Annotated in this window: 15 protein-coding genes; 8 read left to right on the forward strand and 7 right to left on the reverse strand. The window is 65.1% G+C overall.

The window, feature by feature from the left end:
- Nucleotides 1–50: 50 nt before the first annotated feature.
- A complete protein-coding gene (locus NTV05_04595; protein ID MCX6543676.1) occupies nucleotides 51–590 on the reverse strand; it encodes a hypothetical protein in 540 nt (179 codons plus the stop codon).
- Between the two features lie 184 nt (nucleotides 591–774).
- On the opposite strand from NTV05_04595, the gene NTV05_04600 reads away from it, so the two are divergent.
- Both NTV05_04600 and udk read left to right on the forward strand, forming a co-directional pair.
- Nucleotides 775–1,929 (forward strand): methionine aminotransferase, encoded by a 1,155-nt coding sequence (locus NTV05_04600; GenBank protein MCX6543677.1) that lies wholly within the window; start codon nucleotides 775–777, stop codon nucleotides 1,927–1,929.
- A 22-nt stretch (nucleotides 1,930–1,951) separates the two neighbouring features.
- Entirely contained in the window at nucleotides 1,952–2,575 is a 624-nt protein-coding gene (gene udk, locus NTV05_04605; GenBank protein MCX6543678.1) for a uridine kinase, read from the forward strand.
- Here the strand turns inward: udk and NTV05_04610 are convergent.
- Genes NTV05_04610 through aat form a run of 3 tightly spaced genes read right to left on the reverse strand, consistent with a single transcriptional unit; the run spans nucleotide 2,572 to nucleotide 4,698 of the window.
- Nucleotides 2,572–3,318, reverse strand: a complete 747-nt coding sequence (locus NTV05_04610; GenBank protein ID MCX6543679.1) for an MBL fold metallo-hydrolase — start codon at nucleotides 3,316–3,318, stop codon at nucleotides 2,572–2,574. The genes udk and NTV05_04610 overlap by 4 nt on opposite strands.
- Nucleotides 3,315–4,103, reverse strand: a complete 789-nt coding sequence (gene udp, locus NTV05_04615) for a uridine phosphorylase (GenBank protein MCX6543680.1) — start codon at nucleotides 4,101–4,103, stop codon at nucleotides 3,315–3,317. The genes NTV05_04610 and udp overlap by 4 nt, the downstream gene beginning before the upstream one ends.
- Before the next feature lie 10 nt (nucleotides 4,104–4,113).
- Nucleotides 4,114–4,698: a leucyl/phenylalanyl-tRNA--protein transferase gene (gene aat, locus NTV05_04620; protein ID MCX6543681.1), complete on the reverse strand. Its 585-nt coding sequence runs from the start codon at nucleotides 4,696–4,698 to the stop codon at nucleotides 4,114–4,116.
- A 184-nt stretch (nucleotides 4,699–4,882) separates the two neighbouring features.
- On the opposite strand from aat, the gene NTV05_04625 reads away from it, so the two are divergent.
- Nucleotides 4,883–6,118 carry a hypothetical protein gene (locus NTV05_04625; GenBank protein MCX6543682.1) on the forward strand — a complete coding sequence of 412 codons (1,236 nt, stop codon included), beginning with the start codon at nucleotides 4,883–4,885 and terminating at the stop codon, nucleotides 6,116–6,118.
- On the opposite strand, the gene NTV05_04630 is transcribed toward NTV05_04625, so the two are convergent.
- On the reverse strand, nucleotides 6,096–6,605 hold the full coding sequence (locus tag NTV05_04630; GenBank protein ID MCX6543683.1) for a hypothetical protein: 510 nt from the start codon (nucleotides 6,603–6,605) through the stop codon (nucleotides 6,096–6,098). The genes NTV05_04625 and NTV05_04630 overlap by 23 nt on opposite strands.
- A 212-nt stretch (nucleotides 6,606–6,817) precedes the next feature.
- Between NTV05_04630 and NTV05_04635 the strand changes: the two genes are divergently transcribed.
- Both NTV05_04635 and NTV05_04640 read left to right on the forward strand, forming a co-directional pair.
- Nucleotides 6,818–7,264: a hypothetical protein gene (locus tag NTV05_04635; protein ID MCX6543684.1), complete on the forward strand. Its 447-nt coding sequence runs from the start codon at nucleotides 6,818–6,820 to the stop codon at nucleotides 7,262–7,264.
- Between the two features lie 66 nt (nucleotides 7,265–7,330).
- The gene (locus tag NTV05_04640; protein ID MCX6543685.1) at nucleotides 7,331–8,458 is read left to right on the forward strand and encodes a P1 family peptidase; all 1,128 of its coding nucleotides are present in this window, start codon (nucleotides 7,331–7,333) and stop codon (nucleotides 8,456–8,458) included.
- Nucleotides 8,459–8,491: 33 nt separating this feature from the next.
- Here NTV05_04640 and NTV05_04645 read toward each other — a convergent pair whose 3' ends face one another.
- Nucleotides 8,492–9,622 carry a N(4)-(beta-N-acetylglucosaminyl)-L-asparaginase gene (locus NTV05_04645; protein ID MCX6543686.1) on the reverse strand — a complete coding sequence of 377 codons (1,131 nt, stop codon included), beginning with the start codon at nucleotides 9,620–9,622 and terminating at the stop codon, nucleotides 8,492–8,494.
- Nucleotides 9,623–9,800: 178 nt separating this feature from the next.
- On the opposite strand from NTV05_04645, the gene glgP reads away from it, so the two are divergent.
- From glgP to NTV05_04660, 3 genes are all read left to right on the forward strand, one after another.
- A complete protein-coding gene (gene glgP / locus NTV05_04650) occupies nucleotides 9,801–11,954 on the forward strand; it encodes an alpha-glucan family phosphorylase (GenBank protein MCX6543687.1) in 2,154 nt (717 codons plus the stop codon).
- A gap of 21 nt (nucleotides 11,955–11,975) precedes the next feature.
- Nucleotides 11,976–12,434, forward strand: a complete 459-nt coding sequence (locus NTV05_04655; protein MCX6543688.1) for a hypothetical protein — start codon at nucleotides 11,976–11,978, stop codon at nucleotides 12,432–12,434.
- A gap of 107 nt (nucleotides 12,435–12,541) precedes the next feature.
- The gene (locus NTV05_04660; protein ID MCX6543689.1) at nucleotides 12,542–12,961 is read left to right on the forward strand and encodes a hypothetical protein; all 420 of its coding nucleotides are present in this window, start codon (nucleotides 12,542–12,544) and stop codon (nucleotides 12,959–12,961) included.
- On the opposite strand, the gene NTV05_04665 is transcribed toward NTV05_04660, so the two are convergent.
- Nucleotides 12,958–15,054, reverse strand: coding sequence for a VWA domain-containing protein (locus tag NTV05_04665; protein ID MCX6543690.1), 2,097 nt, complete (start codon nucleotides 15,052–15,054; stop codon nucleotides 12,958–12,960). The two genes, NTV05_04660 and NTV05_04665, sit on opposite strands and share 4 nt — an antisense overlap.
- Between the last annotated feature and the right edge of the window lie 262 nt (nucleotides 15,055–15,316).

Consider the following 15,316-nt stretch of genomic DNA (forward strand, 5'->3'; position numbering starts at 1 on the left):
CAGACAGCCACACGCGAATTGAATTGGAAATCCGAGGAACGGCGAAGCCGTTAGACGAGCGGAGGCGGGCGCGGAGAGAAGCTGAAGACGTAGCCTGATGCGGGCAATCCCGCCATGCGAACAGGCTGTTCGCACGGCTGAGAGGCAGCGGTCCAGCACGCGAGGAGCGTCGCGAAGAGCCCGAGAAAAAAGAGACCGAGCACCGATGCAGCCGGCGCCGTCACCTGCGCGAGCATCGTGATGGTCTCGGGAACGCCGAGTTCGACCGTAATCGGCTCACCGCTCCACACGGCATGACAGTGGATGACGACGACAAGCAGCCACAGCACGACCGCCCGCTTGCCCCAGAACAGCGACAGCCCGTGCCGCTGGAGCGCCCGGAACCCCACAAGGACCACGGCGGCCACGATCCAGCGCACGGCGATCTGCGGTTCGAGCGCCCGGCCACCGACGACATGCGTCCACAGCAACCAGGCGTGGAACGCCACCAGAACGGTGAACGCCAATTGGGCAGCCGCCCGCATCGACATCCGGGCCAGGTCTCCCGACCTGGTGACGGTTCGACGGTGGTGGGTGGCGTGAGAGGTCATCTATCTATCATTCGACATTACGCTATGAAGGCTCTCGAGGGCAACCCGCAGCCGGCGGATTCCCGGCAGTTGGGACGGGCGCGTCTAAGAATAAAGCAATCTTCGTACCACTGCGCGTGGTTACAATTTTGTAATATTCGGAACGCCCTATAAATAATTCGTCCCGACCCCTTATTCTTACACGATGGACGTGAATGTCCCGGTCGATTCCAGACTGCCCGATGTCGGCGTCAGCATCTTTGCGGTGATGACGCGCCTGGCCAACGAGCACGGGGCCATCAATCTGTCACAGGGCTTCCCCGACTTCGATTGCGACCCCGAGCTGATTGCGACGGTGCACCGGTACATGCTGGCCGGCCACAACCAGTATGCCCCGATGCCCGGGGTGCTGGCGCTGCGCGAGGCGCTCGCCGCCAAGATCGAGCGCGCCTGCGGGGCACGCTACGACCCGGTTTCCGAAATCACGATCACGTCCGGCGCCACCGAAGCGCTGTTTGACGTCGTGTCCGCGTGTGTGAGGCCCGGCGACGAGGTGGTACTGTTCGAACCGTGCTACGACGCGTACGTGCCCGTGGTCCGCTTGAACGGCGGCACACCCCGCTTCGTCACGCTTCGCCCGCCGGACTATCGGATCGACTGGTCGGAGGTGCGCCGCGCCGTGTCGCCACGCACCCGTCTGCTCATCATCAACTCGCCTCACAACCCGACCGGCGCAGTCATCGACGCCGACGATCTTCGCCAGTTGGCTGAGGTCGTGGACGGGACACCCGTCATCGTGCTGAGCGACGAGGTGTACGAGCACATCATCTTCGACGGCCGCGTCCACGAGAGCATCGCCAGCCATCCGGCTCTCCGAGGGCGGAGCTGCGTCGTGAGCTCGTTCGGCAAGAGTTACCACACGACCGGCTGGAAGGTGGGGTACGTGGCGGCACCCCAGGCGCTCGCCGCCGAGATCCAGCGCGTCCATCAGTTCGTCACGTTCGCCACCAACACGCCTATCCAGCTGGCCTACGCCGACTTTACGCGCAGGCGCACGACGTACGACGATCTGGCGACGTTCTATCAGGCCAAGCGGGACCGGTTCCTTCATCTGCTCGAAGGCTCGCGATTCCTGCCCGTGCCGTGCCATGGCACGTACTTCCAGATTCTCGACTACTCGGCGATCAGTGACGAGCCGGACCACGCGTTCGCCACGAGGCTGCTGAAGGAACACGGCGTCGCCTCGATTCCGACGTCCGCATTTCTGTACACGAGTGACGCGCCGCGCGTACTCAGATTCTGTTTTGCCAAAAAGGACGAGACGCTGGCCGGCGCGGCGGAACGCCTGTTGAAGGTCTGACCTGGTTTCCCGGGAGCGCACCATGTCCACACGATCGGTCGTCATCGGCGTCGCGGGCGGATCGGGCTCAGGCAAGACGACGGTGGTACGCCGCATTGTCGAGAGCCTGGGCAACGATCAGGTCACCCTGCTCGAACATGATCGGTACTACCGCGATCGAAGCGAACTTCGCCTCGAGGAACGGGCGGCGCTCAACTACGATCATCCGGACTCGCTCGAAACCGATCTGATGGTGCGCCACCTTCACGAACTGCGTGAGGGCCGCAGCGTTGAGGTGCCGACGTACGACTTCGCGCGCTACGCCCGGATGGCGACCACCGAGACGGCGCAGCCGCGGCGGGTCATTATCGTGGAGGGCATCCTGATCTTTGCCGACCCGGCCCTGCGCGCCCTGCTGGACGTCAAGGTCTTCGTGGACGCCGACGACGACATCCGTTTTATCCGGCGCCTCACCAGGGACGTCGCTGAACGCGGGCGGACGATGGAGTCGGTGGTCGAGCAGTATCAGTCAACGGTCAAGCCGATGCATCTGGAATTTGTCGAGCCGAGCAAGCGGTACGCCGACGTGATCGTGCCGCAGGGCGGGCACAACACCGTGGCGATCAACATGCTGCTCACGCTCATCCGAAGCCTGGCGGGACGCTAGCCGAAGGTCACCACCAGCCCGTCGTGGGCTGTTTCGTCGTCGAGCCCATCGGCGCGGCGCAACATGTCCTCGCCCATGTGCGTGAGCAACAGTCGGCGACACGTGAGTTCGGCCCGGTGCGCCTGGAGCGTCTGGTAGGTCAGATGGCCCGGCGGCGCCCAGTCGTAGCCGAAGCACTCGCACAGGAACAGATCGGCGTCGCGGGAGACACCCGGGAGTGTGTCGGCCCACTCTGTGTCGCCTGAGAACGCCAGTACGCGGCCGGCGAACTCGATCCGCAGCCCGAAGCACTGCATGCTGGGCGAGTGGCGCACCAGAGAGGGCGTGACCTGGCACACGCCGAGGTCGTGGCGGCTTCCGGCCTCCCATTCGACGAAGCGCAGGCCGAACCGGAACGACATCGGCCCGGTGCCGGGAAACAGCACGTCGTACGCGAGTTTGATCTGCCCTTCCAGGCCAGGCGGTCCCGCGATGCAGAGATCGCGCGTCCGCCCCGACGCGAAGTGCGCATCCATAAGGAAGTACGGCACGCCGCCGAAGTGATCGCCGTGCAGATGGGTCAACACGATGGTGTCCACGAGTCCGGGATCGAGTTGCTGGCCGCGCAACAGAGCGAGTGCCGACGGGCCGCAATCGACGAGGACGCTCTGATCAGCCGTCCTCAACAGTGTCGACGTGTGAAGGCGACCGCCGCTGCCGAACGCGTCACCGGTGCCGAGAAATCGTGCTTCAAGCGTACTCATGACCGCTCACCCGCCTGCGCCACGAGGCGCTCGATGGCGCCAACCGCCACCCTGACGGCGTTGGCTTCGCCCGCCTTGAGACCGTCCATCGATACCACCTCACTGTGTGCGCGATTGACCACCACCCCGGAGACGCAACCGCCACGCAGACCCATCGCGGCGCAGAGCGTCAACACCGTAGACGACTCCATCTCGTAGTTGAGGACGTGCAGCCTGCGCCATTCCTCCGTAATGCCCTGAAACCGCCTCGGAACGTATCCCGAGTAGGAGTCGTACCGCTCCTGCCCCGGGTAGAACGTATCGCACGAGGCACTGATGCCGGTCCGATGGGGCACGCCGAGGGCGCGCGCCGCGGCAATCGCCGCCTCCACAACCTCGTGGTCGGCCACCGCCGGGTACTCAATCGGCGCGTAGTGCGTGGACGCGCCGTCGAGCCGAACGGCTCCCGTGGTAACGATGACCGTGCCGACGTCGACATCGGGCTGGATGGCCCCGGTGGTGCCGACCCGCAGAAACGTCCGAATACCGAGTTGCGCCAGCTCGTCGATGGCGATCGAGGCCGACGGCCCGCCAATCCCTGTCGAGGTCACCAGCACTGGTGTGACACCCAGATAGGCGATCCAGGTCCGGTACTCACGCTTGAAGGCGAGTTCGCGGCTGCGCGCGAAGGGCGCCGTCCTGGCAAGTGCCTCGACGCGTCCCGGGGCACCCGGCAGCAGCGCGACCGTCGCCCGCTCGATGTCGTCCGAGTTGATATTCAGGTGGTAGACGGTACGCGGCGGCATCTGTTCCTCCTCACGTTCGCTCGTCGAACCGGCAATCGAGCTGCATGGAGGCCTGGAGCTCGGTCAGGTAGAGGTCACGCGGAATCTCCACCGCGCCCATTGTGGCCAGAAACGGCGTCAGCCACTGGACGTCGAGCAGACGATAGCCGCACGCCCTCAGGATACCGCACAGGCGCCACAGCGCCACCTTCGATCCGTCGGTCACGCGGTGAAACATCGACTCGCCAAAGAACGCGCCGCGCAAGCTGACTCCGTAGAGGCCGCCAGCGAGCGCGCCCTCGTGCCAGGCTTCGATCGAGTGCGCGAGGCCGCGTGCGTGCAGCGCGCAGTAGCTGTCGACAATCTCGCCGTTGATCCAGGTGCCGTCATCGCGGTCGGCGGCGCAGGCCAGCATGACGTCCCGGAAGGCGTGGTCCACCGTCACGTCGAACCGACCGGACCGGACCACTCTCAGCAGCCGCCGCGACGGATGAAATGCCTCGATCGGGAGGATGCCGCGGGGGTCGGGCGAGTACCAGTGGATCTCGCCGCTATCCTGCGCCATCGGGAAGTAGCCGGCCTCGTAGGCGGCGACCAGCAACGACGCCTGCAGCATATCGATTCTGACTCTGGGGCCACGGGGCTGCCGGTGTCAAGCCGCCCGCTGGAAGCTGCCGGTTGGAAGCCGGATCCCGAATGCCGGGTCTTCAGAGCCGGCGCCACAACAATACTGACCCGGTTGCGGTGGTTGGCGGTAGACTGACAGGATCGGTTGTCTTTGCAGTAAAGGACCAGCATTTATGGTAACCGCTACGCTCCGTACTCACGTCACGACGACTGCCCTGCTGACATTCGCGCTGGTCACCGGACTGCCCGGATGCGGTGGAGCCGCCGGGGAGAGCGGCCGTCCCGCCGCGCCTCCCGTCACCCAGGAACCGGCGCCGAAACCGACCGTGGCCTATGATCACGGCCTGACCGATCAGGCTCGGGTCATTGCCGGGATGGATCCCGAGGATGTGCAGCGGTTCGCACCTGTCATCGCCCGTGCAAGCTGGAAGGCACACAAGAAGGAATTCGACGCGAACTGGGCACAGGTCGAGCAGCAGAGATTCGGGCTGATGCGCGAGTGGCGCAACAAGGAATTCAAGGCGATCGCCGACGGATGCGACACGCTCTTCTACCCGTTCGGGGGCCCCGACTTCCTCAACGCGTATCTGATCTATCCGTCGTGCAAGACCTACCTGCTATTCGGCCTTGAGTCGGTTGGATCGATTCCGGCCATCGAGAAGATGAAGGACGACAAGATTGATGCCGAGCTGGCGCAGTTGTTCGAGGCGCTCTCCGACATCTTCAAGCGCGATTACTTCATTACCAAGACGATGCAGTCGGAATTGCGCACGGCGGAAGTGGACGGCACCCTGCCCGTGATTCTCACGTTCCTCGCGCGGCTCGACGCGAAGATCGTGCGCATCGAGACCGATGGCCCGTGGAACCGGCCGGCCGCAGCCGCGCCGGCCGCAGCAGCGGGGACCGACCCGGCGGGGACAATCCGGCCGCGCAGCGGGAGGCTGCCATCGGTGACGGTGTCGTTTGTCGGGCCGAACTCGGATCGGATCCAGCAGGTCACGTACATCCGCGTCGACATGATGAATCCGGCGTACTCGACACGCACCCAGTTGCTGAACTATCTGAAGGGCCTGGGGCCCCTCACGACGTTCGTGAAGTCGGCCTCGTACCTGATGCACGACGACCGGTTCTCCCTGGTCCGGAGCACGGTGCTGGAGCAGTCATCATCGCTGCTGCAGGACGACACCGGCGTGCCGTACAGATTCTTCGATGCCGCCAAGTGGAACTTGACCTTCTACGGGAAGTACTCGGCCCCAATCAAGGATTTCAACTACGGATTCCAGAAGGACCTGGACGCGGTCTATCAACGGCCGGGAGTCGCACGCGAACTGCCCTTCTCCTTCGGTTACCACTGGCACGAGGGCACGTCGAGCGTGATGCTGGCTGTCAGGAAGACGGGATCTCTGTAGCGATCGCTGCCAGGGCGCTCCACGTTTCCGGGTCCTGGCCGGCCAGCGTTCGAAGGTAGAGCCGCACCGCGCCGGCGGGGAATTCCGTGGCCAGCGCCGTCGCGGCGTCTCGTAACGCGGCCGGATCGGGTGGGGTCACGTGAGTGTCCGTGATCATGCCGTTTTCGTGATTGATGCCGAGGCGGGTCAGAAACGCTTCGAGCATGGGCCGTTGGCTGGTGAGATGGTAGACCACGAGCGCCCGGTCGGCCACGCTCTCTGACACGGTGTGCAGACTCGCCAGCTGGCGGGTGCGCTTCTCAACGGGCTCCGCGAGCACGCTCTGAGGCCGGAATCTCAGCTGACGGGCAATCAACTGCACAGCGTCCATCTGCTGAGGCACGGACTCCTGATCCGCCCAGAGCGCCGCCGAGAGCGCCAGCCGTTGATCGATCGTCAGGTCGCGCCAGAGTCGGGCGGGGCCGAGCGGAGCGGCCTCGTTGGTCACGGATGCCTCCTGGATTGCGTCGCACGCCTCTCGCGCCGACACCCTATTCTATCCCGGCGTGGGACGGCTGCCACGTTGCTTACGGGAGCACGGACGCATAAGATGCGCAAGCAGTCCGTGATGCCCGTCGGCCGTGGCGCCGCGAGCCGTGAGCCGTGCGGAGATCGGTGGACAAGGCGCAGGCGCCCGAAACCTCCGACCAGAGGTGGATCATGAGTCTGTCCCGTTGGTGGCGCGAGCGTCGGTTCGAACGCTCCTATCGCATGGGCATCCGACGCGATCTTGAACGCATCGGCGCGACCTTCAAGCCGACGTTCAAGACCGCGTCAACCGGCAACGACTTCGACGCCGCGATGACCTCGTATCTTGCGCAGTGCCGTCTTCCCGATCTGCGTCTCGAGACCATCGTGAGCCGCCGGCTCCGCCGCAGGGCCGAGCGATTCGGCATCGACCCGCCGCGCGACTGGTGGATTCACGACGAGGAATTCGACCTCTGGTACCTCACGCCCGATGGCAAGCGCCAGCTGAAGCGGCGCGTGACGCAGGAGCGGATCTGGACGTTCAAGCAGTGGGTCCACGCGCTCACGCCGGTCGTGGCTCTTCTGGCCGGGCTGATTGGCGTCATCATCGGCCTGATCGGCATCTGGCGCTGGAGATAGCCTGGAGGGATTGTGATGAAGGGCATCGCGGCAGGGGTTGTCGCTGTGATTCTTGCGGTGGCGGCCATGGACCTCGCCGCGCAACCAGCCCGGCCACGGGCCCGGGACCTCGGCATCGCGCCTGGCGTGCTGGCGCCGGGACCGCTCAATGCCATCACCGATGTTGCGGGCGTCCGCGTCGGTCATACGACGCTCCTGCAGGGCGACTCGGTTCGGACGGGTGTGACGGCCGTTCTGCCGCACGCCGGAAATCTGTTCCAGGACAAGGTGGCCGGCGCGGTATTCGTCGGCAACGCGTTTGGCAAGCTCGCCGGATCGACGCAGGTCGATGAACTGGGCACGATCGAAACACCCATCGTGCTGACCAACACCCTCGCGGTCGGTGTGGCGGTCGACGCGGTGGTCGCGTGGACCCTTGCTCAGCCTGGCAATGCCGATGTGGGCTCGGTGAATGCGCTGGTCGGCGAAACCAATGACGGCGGCCTGAACGACATCCGCGGCCGTCACGTCACGCGGGAGCACGTCACGGCGGCGATTGCATCGGCCCGCGGGGGCGCTGTCGACGAGGGATCCGTGGGCGCCGGTACCGGGACTCAGTGTTTCGGGTGGAAAGGCGGCATTGGCTCGTCGTCTCGGCTCGTGCCCGCGCCAGCCGGCCCTGGCGCGCAGCCCGCCAGCGCCTACACGGTGGGCGTGCTCGTACAGACGAATTTCGGCGGCGTGCTGATGATGGATGGGCTGCCTGTCGGCAAGGCCCTCGGCCGCCATGCCTTCGCGCCAGCCCGGCCCGGCGCGGCCGCGTCCGATCCGGCCGACGGTTCCTGCATGATCGTGGTCGCCACCGACGCGCCGCTCGACGCGCGCGATCTCAAGCGGCTCGCCGCCCGCGCCGCTTTCGGCCTCGCGCGCACAGGCTCGTCCTACAGCAACGGCAGCGGTGATTTTGCGATTGCGTTCACGACCGCGCCGGCCTTACGGAGCCGATTCGGCGCCCGTCTGCCGGTGGCCCGGACCATTCTGCCGACCGACGGCGTCTCCGGATTGTTCGAGGCCGCCCTCGAGGCCACCGAAGAGGCGGTGTATAACTCGCTGCTGCGCGCGACGACGGTAACGGCGGGCACGCGGACGGTCGAAGCCCTTCCAATCGACCGGGTCCGCGAGCTGCTGGCGACCTACCGGCATTCGCCGAAATAGTGATCCTGTCGGAAACCCGACTCCGCCTTCTCGCTACAGTTCCGGCACCAATGGGGTGGGGATGAGCGGTTCGGTGTCGGCGGTCTGCGGGCCGGCTTCCGTGCACACGGCGTACTTCGAGGGGTACATGGAGACGCCCGCGAATTCGCCTTTCGCATTCAGAATGTAGAAGTTGATCGCGAAGTTCGGGTTGCCGCTCCTGGTCAGCAATCGCTTCTCTATCGTGTTCGCCTTGATGCGCTTGAGCGCGACCATCCCCGCGTCCTTGGGCGCGAGACCCCGGCGCATTTCCTCGACGATCAGGAACGAGCACAGGTTATAGAGGTTGGCCTCGCCGCGTCCGGTTGATCCGGCCGCCCCGACCTCGCCATCGACGTACAACCCCGCGCCGAGGATCGGCGAGTCGCCCACGCGGCCGGGGATCTTCCACGCCAGTCCGCTCGTGGTCGTCACGCCGCAGATCTCACCCTTCGGGCTCAAGCCGTCGCAGTTGATGGTGCCCCAGAAATGGTCCAGTTCGATCAGCCCGTCCTTCACCATCTGGAGCCCGCTCCGGTAGTACGCCTCCGACCGCTTGATCGGGTCGAGATAGTGGTCCGGATCAGTCCGTCGTTTCCATTCCAGCCACAGGCCGCGTGACTTCTCGGTGTTCAGGTCGTCCTCGATGGTGAACCCCAGCGACCGCGCAAAATCCTGTGCGCCCTTGCCGGCGATCAAGTGATGGTCGGTCATTTCGGCGACAGCCTTGGCCACCAGCGATGGCGTTCGCACGCCCTCGATGCAGGCGACCGCGCCGGCGCGCTCTTTCGGGCCGTGCATCACCGACGAGTCCAGCTGGACGATGCCATTCGCGTTCGGCAGGCCGCCGTATCCCACGCTGGTGTCGGTCGGATCGAGTTCGCAGAGGTTGACACCCGCGATGAGGGCGTCCAGCACGTCCGATCCGCCGGTGATCAGCTTGAACGCCTTCTCGACGCCGGTCACGTCCCCGCCATTCTTGAAGCGATTCCCGTTGGCCGACGAGACGACCACCGGCTTGACGGTCTTCTTCACGATCATCGTCGGGGCCTGCCCCATCACGACATCCGGCGTCACGGTGGCAACTGCCGCGACCGCCGCGGCTCCCGACAGCACGAATTCACGACGATTGACTTTCCGGATCATGGTTTGGCTCCTGAATCCGTTCGGGCACGGCATGCCGCCGTGCCCCTGCTTGAGGTATAGATAACGCGCCGATTCTACCGCGCGGGGGAGTCGCCGACAACCGGTTTGACGGCCGGCGCCGGCGCCGGTACGATACACACCTTCGCGCCTGCACACGAATGACACGGGGTTTTCAGGAATGACGTCTTCGCTTCCGCCTGTTCCCGACCGAATCAAGGACATCGGCGATCTGGCCTCCGACATCTGGTGGAGCTGGAACGACCAGGCACGAGAGCTGTTCAGGCGACTCGACTACCAGTTGTGGCGTTCGACGGCCCACAACCCGGTGAAGATTCTGCGCCTGATCACGCCGGAGCGTCTCGAGGAGGTCTCGCGCGACCGCACGTTTCTCGCCATCTACGACGACATGATCCGCGGGTTGCGCGAGGCGCGTGCCGCCAAGGAGACGTGGTGGGCGCACACGAAGAACGGGCATCCGGTCGGCGCCATCGCGTACTTCTCTGCCGAGTTCGCGCTCCACAAGTCGCTGCCGATCTATGCCGGCGGGCTCGGTGTGCTGGCCGGTGACATCTGCAAGGAAGCCAGCGACCTCGGGCTGCCGTTTGTCGGCGTGGGCTTCATGTATCCCCAGGGGTACTTCCATCAGAAGGTGACGGCGGACGGCTGGCAACTCGAGGCCTCCGAGAAGCTCGACTGGAACGACGCCCCGATCGAGCCGGCCCTTCGACCCGACGGCGAGCCGTGCATCGTGGAGGTGCCGCTCGCCGATCGCACGCTGAAGGTGGCGGCCTGGCACGTTCGCGCGGGCCACGTGTCGCTCTACCTGCTCGACACCGATATCGAGGGAAATCCCGCCTGGGATCGCGAGCTGTCGGCGCGTCTGTACAGCGGGAACCAGGAAACGCGCATCCAGCAGGAAATCGTGCTTGGCCTCGGCGGCGTCCGCGTGCTCAAGGCCATGGGGCTCGCGCCGTCGCTCTACCACCTGAACGAGGGGCACGCGGCATTCGTCGTGCTCCAGCGACTCTGGGACCTGGAGGAGCGAGGGGCCTCGTTCGACGAGGCGCTGGCCGAGGTCCGCAGAACGACCGTCTTCACGACGCACACACCCCTGCCGGCCGGCCACGACGCGTTCCCGTTTCATCTCATCGAGACCTTCATCGGGCCGGCCCGTCCCGACCTGCGGGGATGGCGCGAGCGTTTCCTGGCGCTTGGCACCTTCGACAACGGACTTGGGCCGATGTTCAACATGACGGCCCTGGCCATGCGCTCGGCGTCTGCCATTAACGCCGTGAGCAAGACCCACGGCGAGGTCACCAGGAACATGTGGACGGGCCTCTGGCCTGGCATGCCAACCGATCAGATTCCGATCCGGCACGTCACCAACGGCGTCCACGTCGGCACGTGGCTGGCCACGCACATGGCGCAGTTGTTCGACCGCACGCTCGGATCCCGCTGGCGCGATCGGATCGACGAGCCGGAGTTCTGGGACCGCGTGCTCGACATCCCGGACGAGGAACTGATGGCCGTCCGGTTCCAGCTCCGCGCCGATCTGTTTCAGTTCATCAGGGATCGGGCCCGATCGCGCTGGGGCGCGCAGCACGACAGCGCCGCCCAGGTCGTGGCTGCCGGGACCCTGCTCGATCCGCGAGCGCTGACGATCGGCTTTGCCAGGCGGTTCACCGCGTACAAACGGCCCGAGCTCATCTTCCACGATCCGAAGCGTCTGGCGGCGATCGTGAACGGCTTCCGGCGGCCGGTGCAATTGGTCTTCGCCGGCAAGGCCCACCCGGCCGACGAGACCGGCAAGCACCACCTGCAGCAGGTCTACACGAAAGCCACCGATCCGGCATTCGGCGGCCGCGTCGCGTTTGTCGACGACTACAACCTGCACGTCGCCCATTACCTCGTCCACGGCTGCGATGTCTGGCTCAACAACCCCCGAAAGCCGCTCGAGGCCAGCGGCACCAGCGGCATGAAGGCGGCGATCAACGGGGTCCCTCACCTGAGCATCGGCGACGGATGGTGGGCCGAAGGCTTCCACGGGTCGAACGGGTGGCTCATCGACGGCCACGCGACCGGGACGGATCCGGCGGCACAGGATGCGGCCGACGCCGATGCCCTCTACGATCTGCTCGAGACGCGGATCGTTCCGGCCTTCTACGATCGCGATGCGAACGATCTGCCGCGCGCGTGGGTCCAGGTGGTCAAGCAGTCCATCCGGTCGGCGATGCCGGCGTTCACGACCCGGCGGATGGTGAAACAGTACGTAGAAGAGATGTACGGCCCGATGATGGGGCTCGGGAAGCGCGACGGCCAGCCGCCCGTCTGAAACTGGGATAAGATTTCGTCAATGGCGAAGAAGTCGGCGGAAAAAGTCCGGTGTGCGCTCTGCGGCGCGAAAGACGTCTCGGAACCGCGCGGCGACGAGCGCTACTGCTCCGATTGCTGGGACAAGAAGATCGCCGTCGAGGAAATCGTCGCGAAGGAATTCGCGGTCAAGCGCTATATCAGGGCACAGAGCGCCGAGAAGTACCTGGTCTATCACTCCACGCTCAAGCGGCCGTGCGGGCAGTTGATCGTGATTGACGACGGGTTCGACCTGTTTCTCACGCTCGTGCTGTATCCAACCTTCCTCTGGGACGACCCGGCGTACCATCTTGAAGGCGACCCGGAAACGCGGACGTTTTCTGAGATTGTGGTGGACGCGGTCGTCTCGGAAGTCGTCGAACCCTGGGGCGGAGGGAAGTGGCACCTCGAAGTGTATCGGTCTGCCAACCCTGAGCCCGAAGACTGGAACGGCGAGATGTAACCGGCTCCGCTGTCGTGCCGCCTATTTGAGCTTTCGGCCGCGGCGTCTTATAATTCGGGGGGCTGGTTTGGTTGCCCGAGGCCTCATTGTTGCCCCCTGGAGGGAATATGATCCGTGTCGTTTACGCCGCCGCTGCGGTGCTCGTCATCCTCGCCCTGTCGGTCGGACCTGTTGTCGCCCAGACAAAGTACGTGGCGCCGCTCAAGGGAGAGGCCGAGATTCAGCTCATCCTGCCCGTCGCGGTGCCCGACTTCAAGGCCAACGTCATCCGCACCGTCATCAAGCTGAAGAACAACTCCCCGACCGGGTCGATCGCCGGCCTCAAGGTCACCCAGTACTGGTGGGACAAGGCGAACAGCCCCCAGCCCGTGTCCGCCGTGACCCAGCGGGTCAGGAAGCCGATTCAGCCTGGCGAAGAGGTGACGATCACCCTGGAATGCCCGCGTGATCCCAAGATGTTCAGGGATAGCTACCAGTTCGATCACGCCAACGGGAAGATCAAGATCAAGACGGTCAAGAAATTCTAGGACGGCACGATCCGGAACTGGACTTCGCGGGCGACGCTCATGGGTTTGCCCAAGCTCGCCCGCGCCTCCACTTTCAGCACGTACAGTCCAGGCACCAGGTCGGTCAACGGCACCGTCGACGTATAACCGTAGCCGCCCCGCGCCCCCGCCAATTCTGAGTTCTGTCGTCGCTCCGTGTGGCTGAAGACGGTCCTTCCACCGTCAGATCGCAGCGTGGTCGTGATCTCGACCGCATGCGACTGCGCGCCGAGATTGTCGTAGACCTCGGCCAGGACGGCGAGCTGATCGCTCGACGCAAACTCCCGCGCCGTGGTGGGCGGCGCCGGCAAGAGGTTGCGCAAGTCCGACGTCCCGGCGGTCGGGACCTGCCCCGCGGTTGCCGACGTCACGACCAGCCCGCTCATCGTCAGCGGCTCCTTCGAGAAGTCTGGCACCACCAGGTCGTCAAACACCGAACCGACGCGCCCGCCGCTCTCGTGCACGGCGAGCCTCAGCGAGTAGCGCCCGGGCGGCACGTCCACCTTTGACTGAAACCGGAAGCCCACTCGCCTGACCTGCCGGTAGGTCTCAGGCTTGAGGCCCATGGTGATGCTGTCCTTGTTCCCGGCGACGACCTTTCCCTGCGGGTCGACCAGGATGTAGGACAGATCGACGAGGTTGGTGAACTTGCCGTCCTTCTCGGTGAAGGCGAGATCCTGGCCGCTGAACTGCGCGACGATCGTCAGCGTGGCGTTGGGCGACGGCCCCCTGAACGGCGCGGCGAACATCGACAGGGTCAATCCCGTTGTCTGGAGCGGGCTGTTCAGCGCGTCCCGCACGGCGGGAGACGTCGTGTTGGTTGCGTCGGCTTTCCTGGCGGACGGCGCTTTTCCCGAGGGCGCGACATAGCCCTTGCGGGCATGCACGATCAGGCCGGGACGCGTCAACCGGACATCGAGCTTTCTGTACCGGCCGTCGCGCCGTTCGTTGGTCGGGTAGTACCCGAGCACGTAGTAGGCACTGTTGTCATCAACGATCTTCTGCAGCTGGCCGGCGGTGTCGTTCGTGGCCGTCACGGCAAAGCCGCCAGTCTCATCGGCCAGGGTTCTGAGGCTGTCCTGCGACAGGCGAATCTCGCCGTAGAGCGAGGTCATCCCGAGGGTATTCGCGTTGGGATCGTCGGACGGCAGGCCGATCAGGTTGATGTCATCACCACCTGCATAGGTCAGGCCTCGCGGATCGAGCGCGTAGATGTTGATATTGGCCCGGGTCGCGGCGCCAATCGCATCGGCGGTCTCCTGCCTGATCGTGGACGCCTCGGACATTTCTATCGGACGGTTGATGTCGTAGTCGATGCCTTCGCTCAGCAGCACGATGGCTTTGCGCCGGCCGTGGATCGCGGACATGTACTCGGCCAGGTTGGCCATCGTCGAAAGCAGCGAGCGCGCATTGTACGCGCGTTCCTGTTCCTCCGGGTCGGCCGGCGCGCTGCTCCCCGCCATTGGCGTATTTCTCTTCATCAGGACGTCGTCGATCTTGTTGAGCGTGGCAGAGCGGAGCTTGCGCCCGGAGAACTGGTCAATCGCCCGATCGAGCAGACGCTTGTTGTTGGTGAAGTCCTGACCGGCGTCGGCGCGGCCGCTGGCATGAACCACCGCCGCGAGATCGTTGGCGCCAAGAAACCTGTCCACGAACTGCTTCGCGGTCCGCCGCACCTGACCTGTTCGACGGAAGTCGGTGTGGATGTCGTCGAGGAGCAGGACGTACATCCGGCCGTCGGGTGCTTTCGCGTTCGAGCGAACGTCGGGTTCCACGGCGCGGCCGAGAAACGCCGGTTGCTCGGTGCGTTCGACCGGGATGTCCACCAGCGAGAACGCCGACACCTTCTGCGGCTTGCCGTCCTCGAAGACCTGGAAATCACCCTGGCCGAGCGTCCGGACGAAGTTCCCCCGCGCGTCAACCACGACCGCGTCGACTTCGACGTAGCTGACTTCCGATCGGAACGTGATGGGCGGAACCTGCTGCAATGGCTGGGTGGCTGGCGGCGGCGGCTGGCCGGCCAGCGTTGCGGAAACGAGACAAATCGTGACGGCCGTTGTCGCGGTTCTGAACACAGTCTCTCTTTTCAGCGGCCCCCGGCACGACAAGGAGTCGTCGCCGCTGATGGCCGCAGGATCTCATAATTATAGACGCCTCCGACCTGCCGATGGTTTCGGAAGCCAAACTTCCCGAGCCAGGCTGGCGTCAGAACTGGAAACGTCATCAAGATCTGCGTGAGCAGCCCGTTCCAAGGACGCCAGAACGGGTTTTGAGACCGGTTCCAGGGACGGTCGGCGTATACTTTTGGTGGCCCCCTCGCTGGTCCGACGCGGTTGT

The sequence above is a fragment of the Acidobacteriota bacterium genome (assembly GCA_026393755.1).
GTDB lineage: Bacteria > Acidobacteriota > Vicinamibacteria > Vicinamibacterales > JAKQTR01 > JBAXOX01.

What these genes read in the sequence shown, in the direction of transcription:
- NTV05_04595 (MCX6543676.1), bottom strand. Translation starts at nt 590, where the DNA reads ATGACCTCTCACGCCACCCACCACCGTCGAACCGTCACCAGGTCGGGA.
- NTV05_04600 (MCX6543677.1), top strand. Translation starts at nt 775, where the DNA reads ATGGACGTGAATGTCCCGGTCGATTCCAGACTGCCCGATGTCGGCGTC.
- udk (MCX6543678.1), top strand. Translation starts at nt 1,952, where the DNA reads ATGTCCACACGATCGGTCGTCATCGGCGTCGCGGGCGGATCGGGCTCA.
- NTV05_04610 (MCX6543679.1), bottom strand. Translation starts at nt 3,318, where the DNA reads ATGAGTACGCTTGAAGCACGATTTCTCGGCACCGGTGACGCGTTCGGC.
- udp (MCX6543680.1), bottom strand. Translation starts at nt 4,103, where the DNA reads ATGCCGCCGCGTACCGTCTACCACCTGAATATCAACTCGGACGACATC.
- aat (MCX6543681.1), bottom strand. Translation starts at nt 4,698, where the DNA reads ATGCTGCAGGCGTCGTTGCTGGTCGCCGCCTACGAGGCCGGCTACTTC.
- NTV05_04625 (MCX6543682.1), top strand. Translation starts at nt 4,883, where the DNA reads ATGGTAACCGCTACGCTCCGTACTCACGTCACGACGACTGCCCTGCTG.
- NTV05_04635 (MCX6543684.1), top strand. Translation starts at nt 6,818, where the DNA reads ATGAGTCTGTCCCGTTGGTGGCGCGAGCGTCGGTTCGAACGCTCCTAT.
- NTV05_04640 (MCX6543685.1), top strand. Translation starts at nt 7,331, where the DNA reads ATGGACCTCGCCGCGCAACCAGCCCGGCCACGGGCCCGGGACCTCGGC.
- NTV05_04645 (MCX6543686.1), bottom strand. Translation starts at nt 9,622, where the DNA reads ATGATCCGGAAAGTCAATCGTCGTGAATTCGTGCTGTCGGGAGCCGCG.
- glgP (MCX6543687.1), top strand. Translation starts at nt 9,801, where the DNA reads ATGACGTCTTCGCTTCCGCCTGTTCCCGACCGAATCAAGGACATCGGC.
- NTV05_04655 (MCX6543688.1), top strand. Translation starts at nt 11,976, where the DNA reads ATGGCGAAGAAGTCGGCGGAAAAAGTCCGGTGTGCGCTCTGCGGCGCG.
- NTV05_04660 (MCX6543689.1), top strand. Translation starts at nt 12,542, where the DNA reads ATGATCCGTGTCGTTTACGCCGCCGCTGCGGTGCTCGTCATCCTCGCC.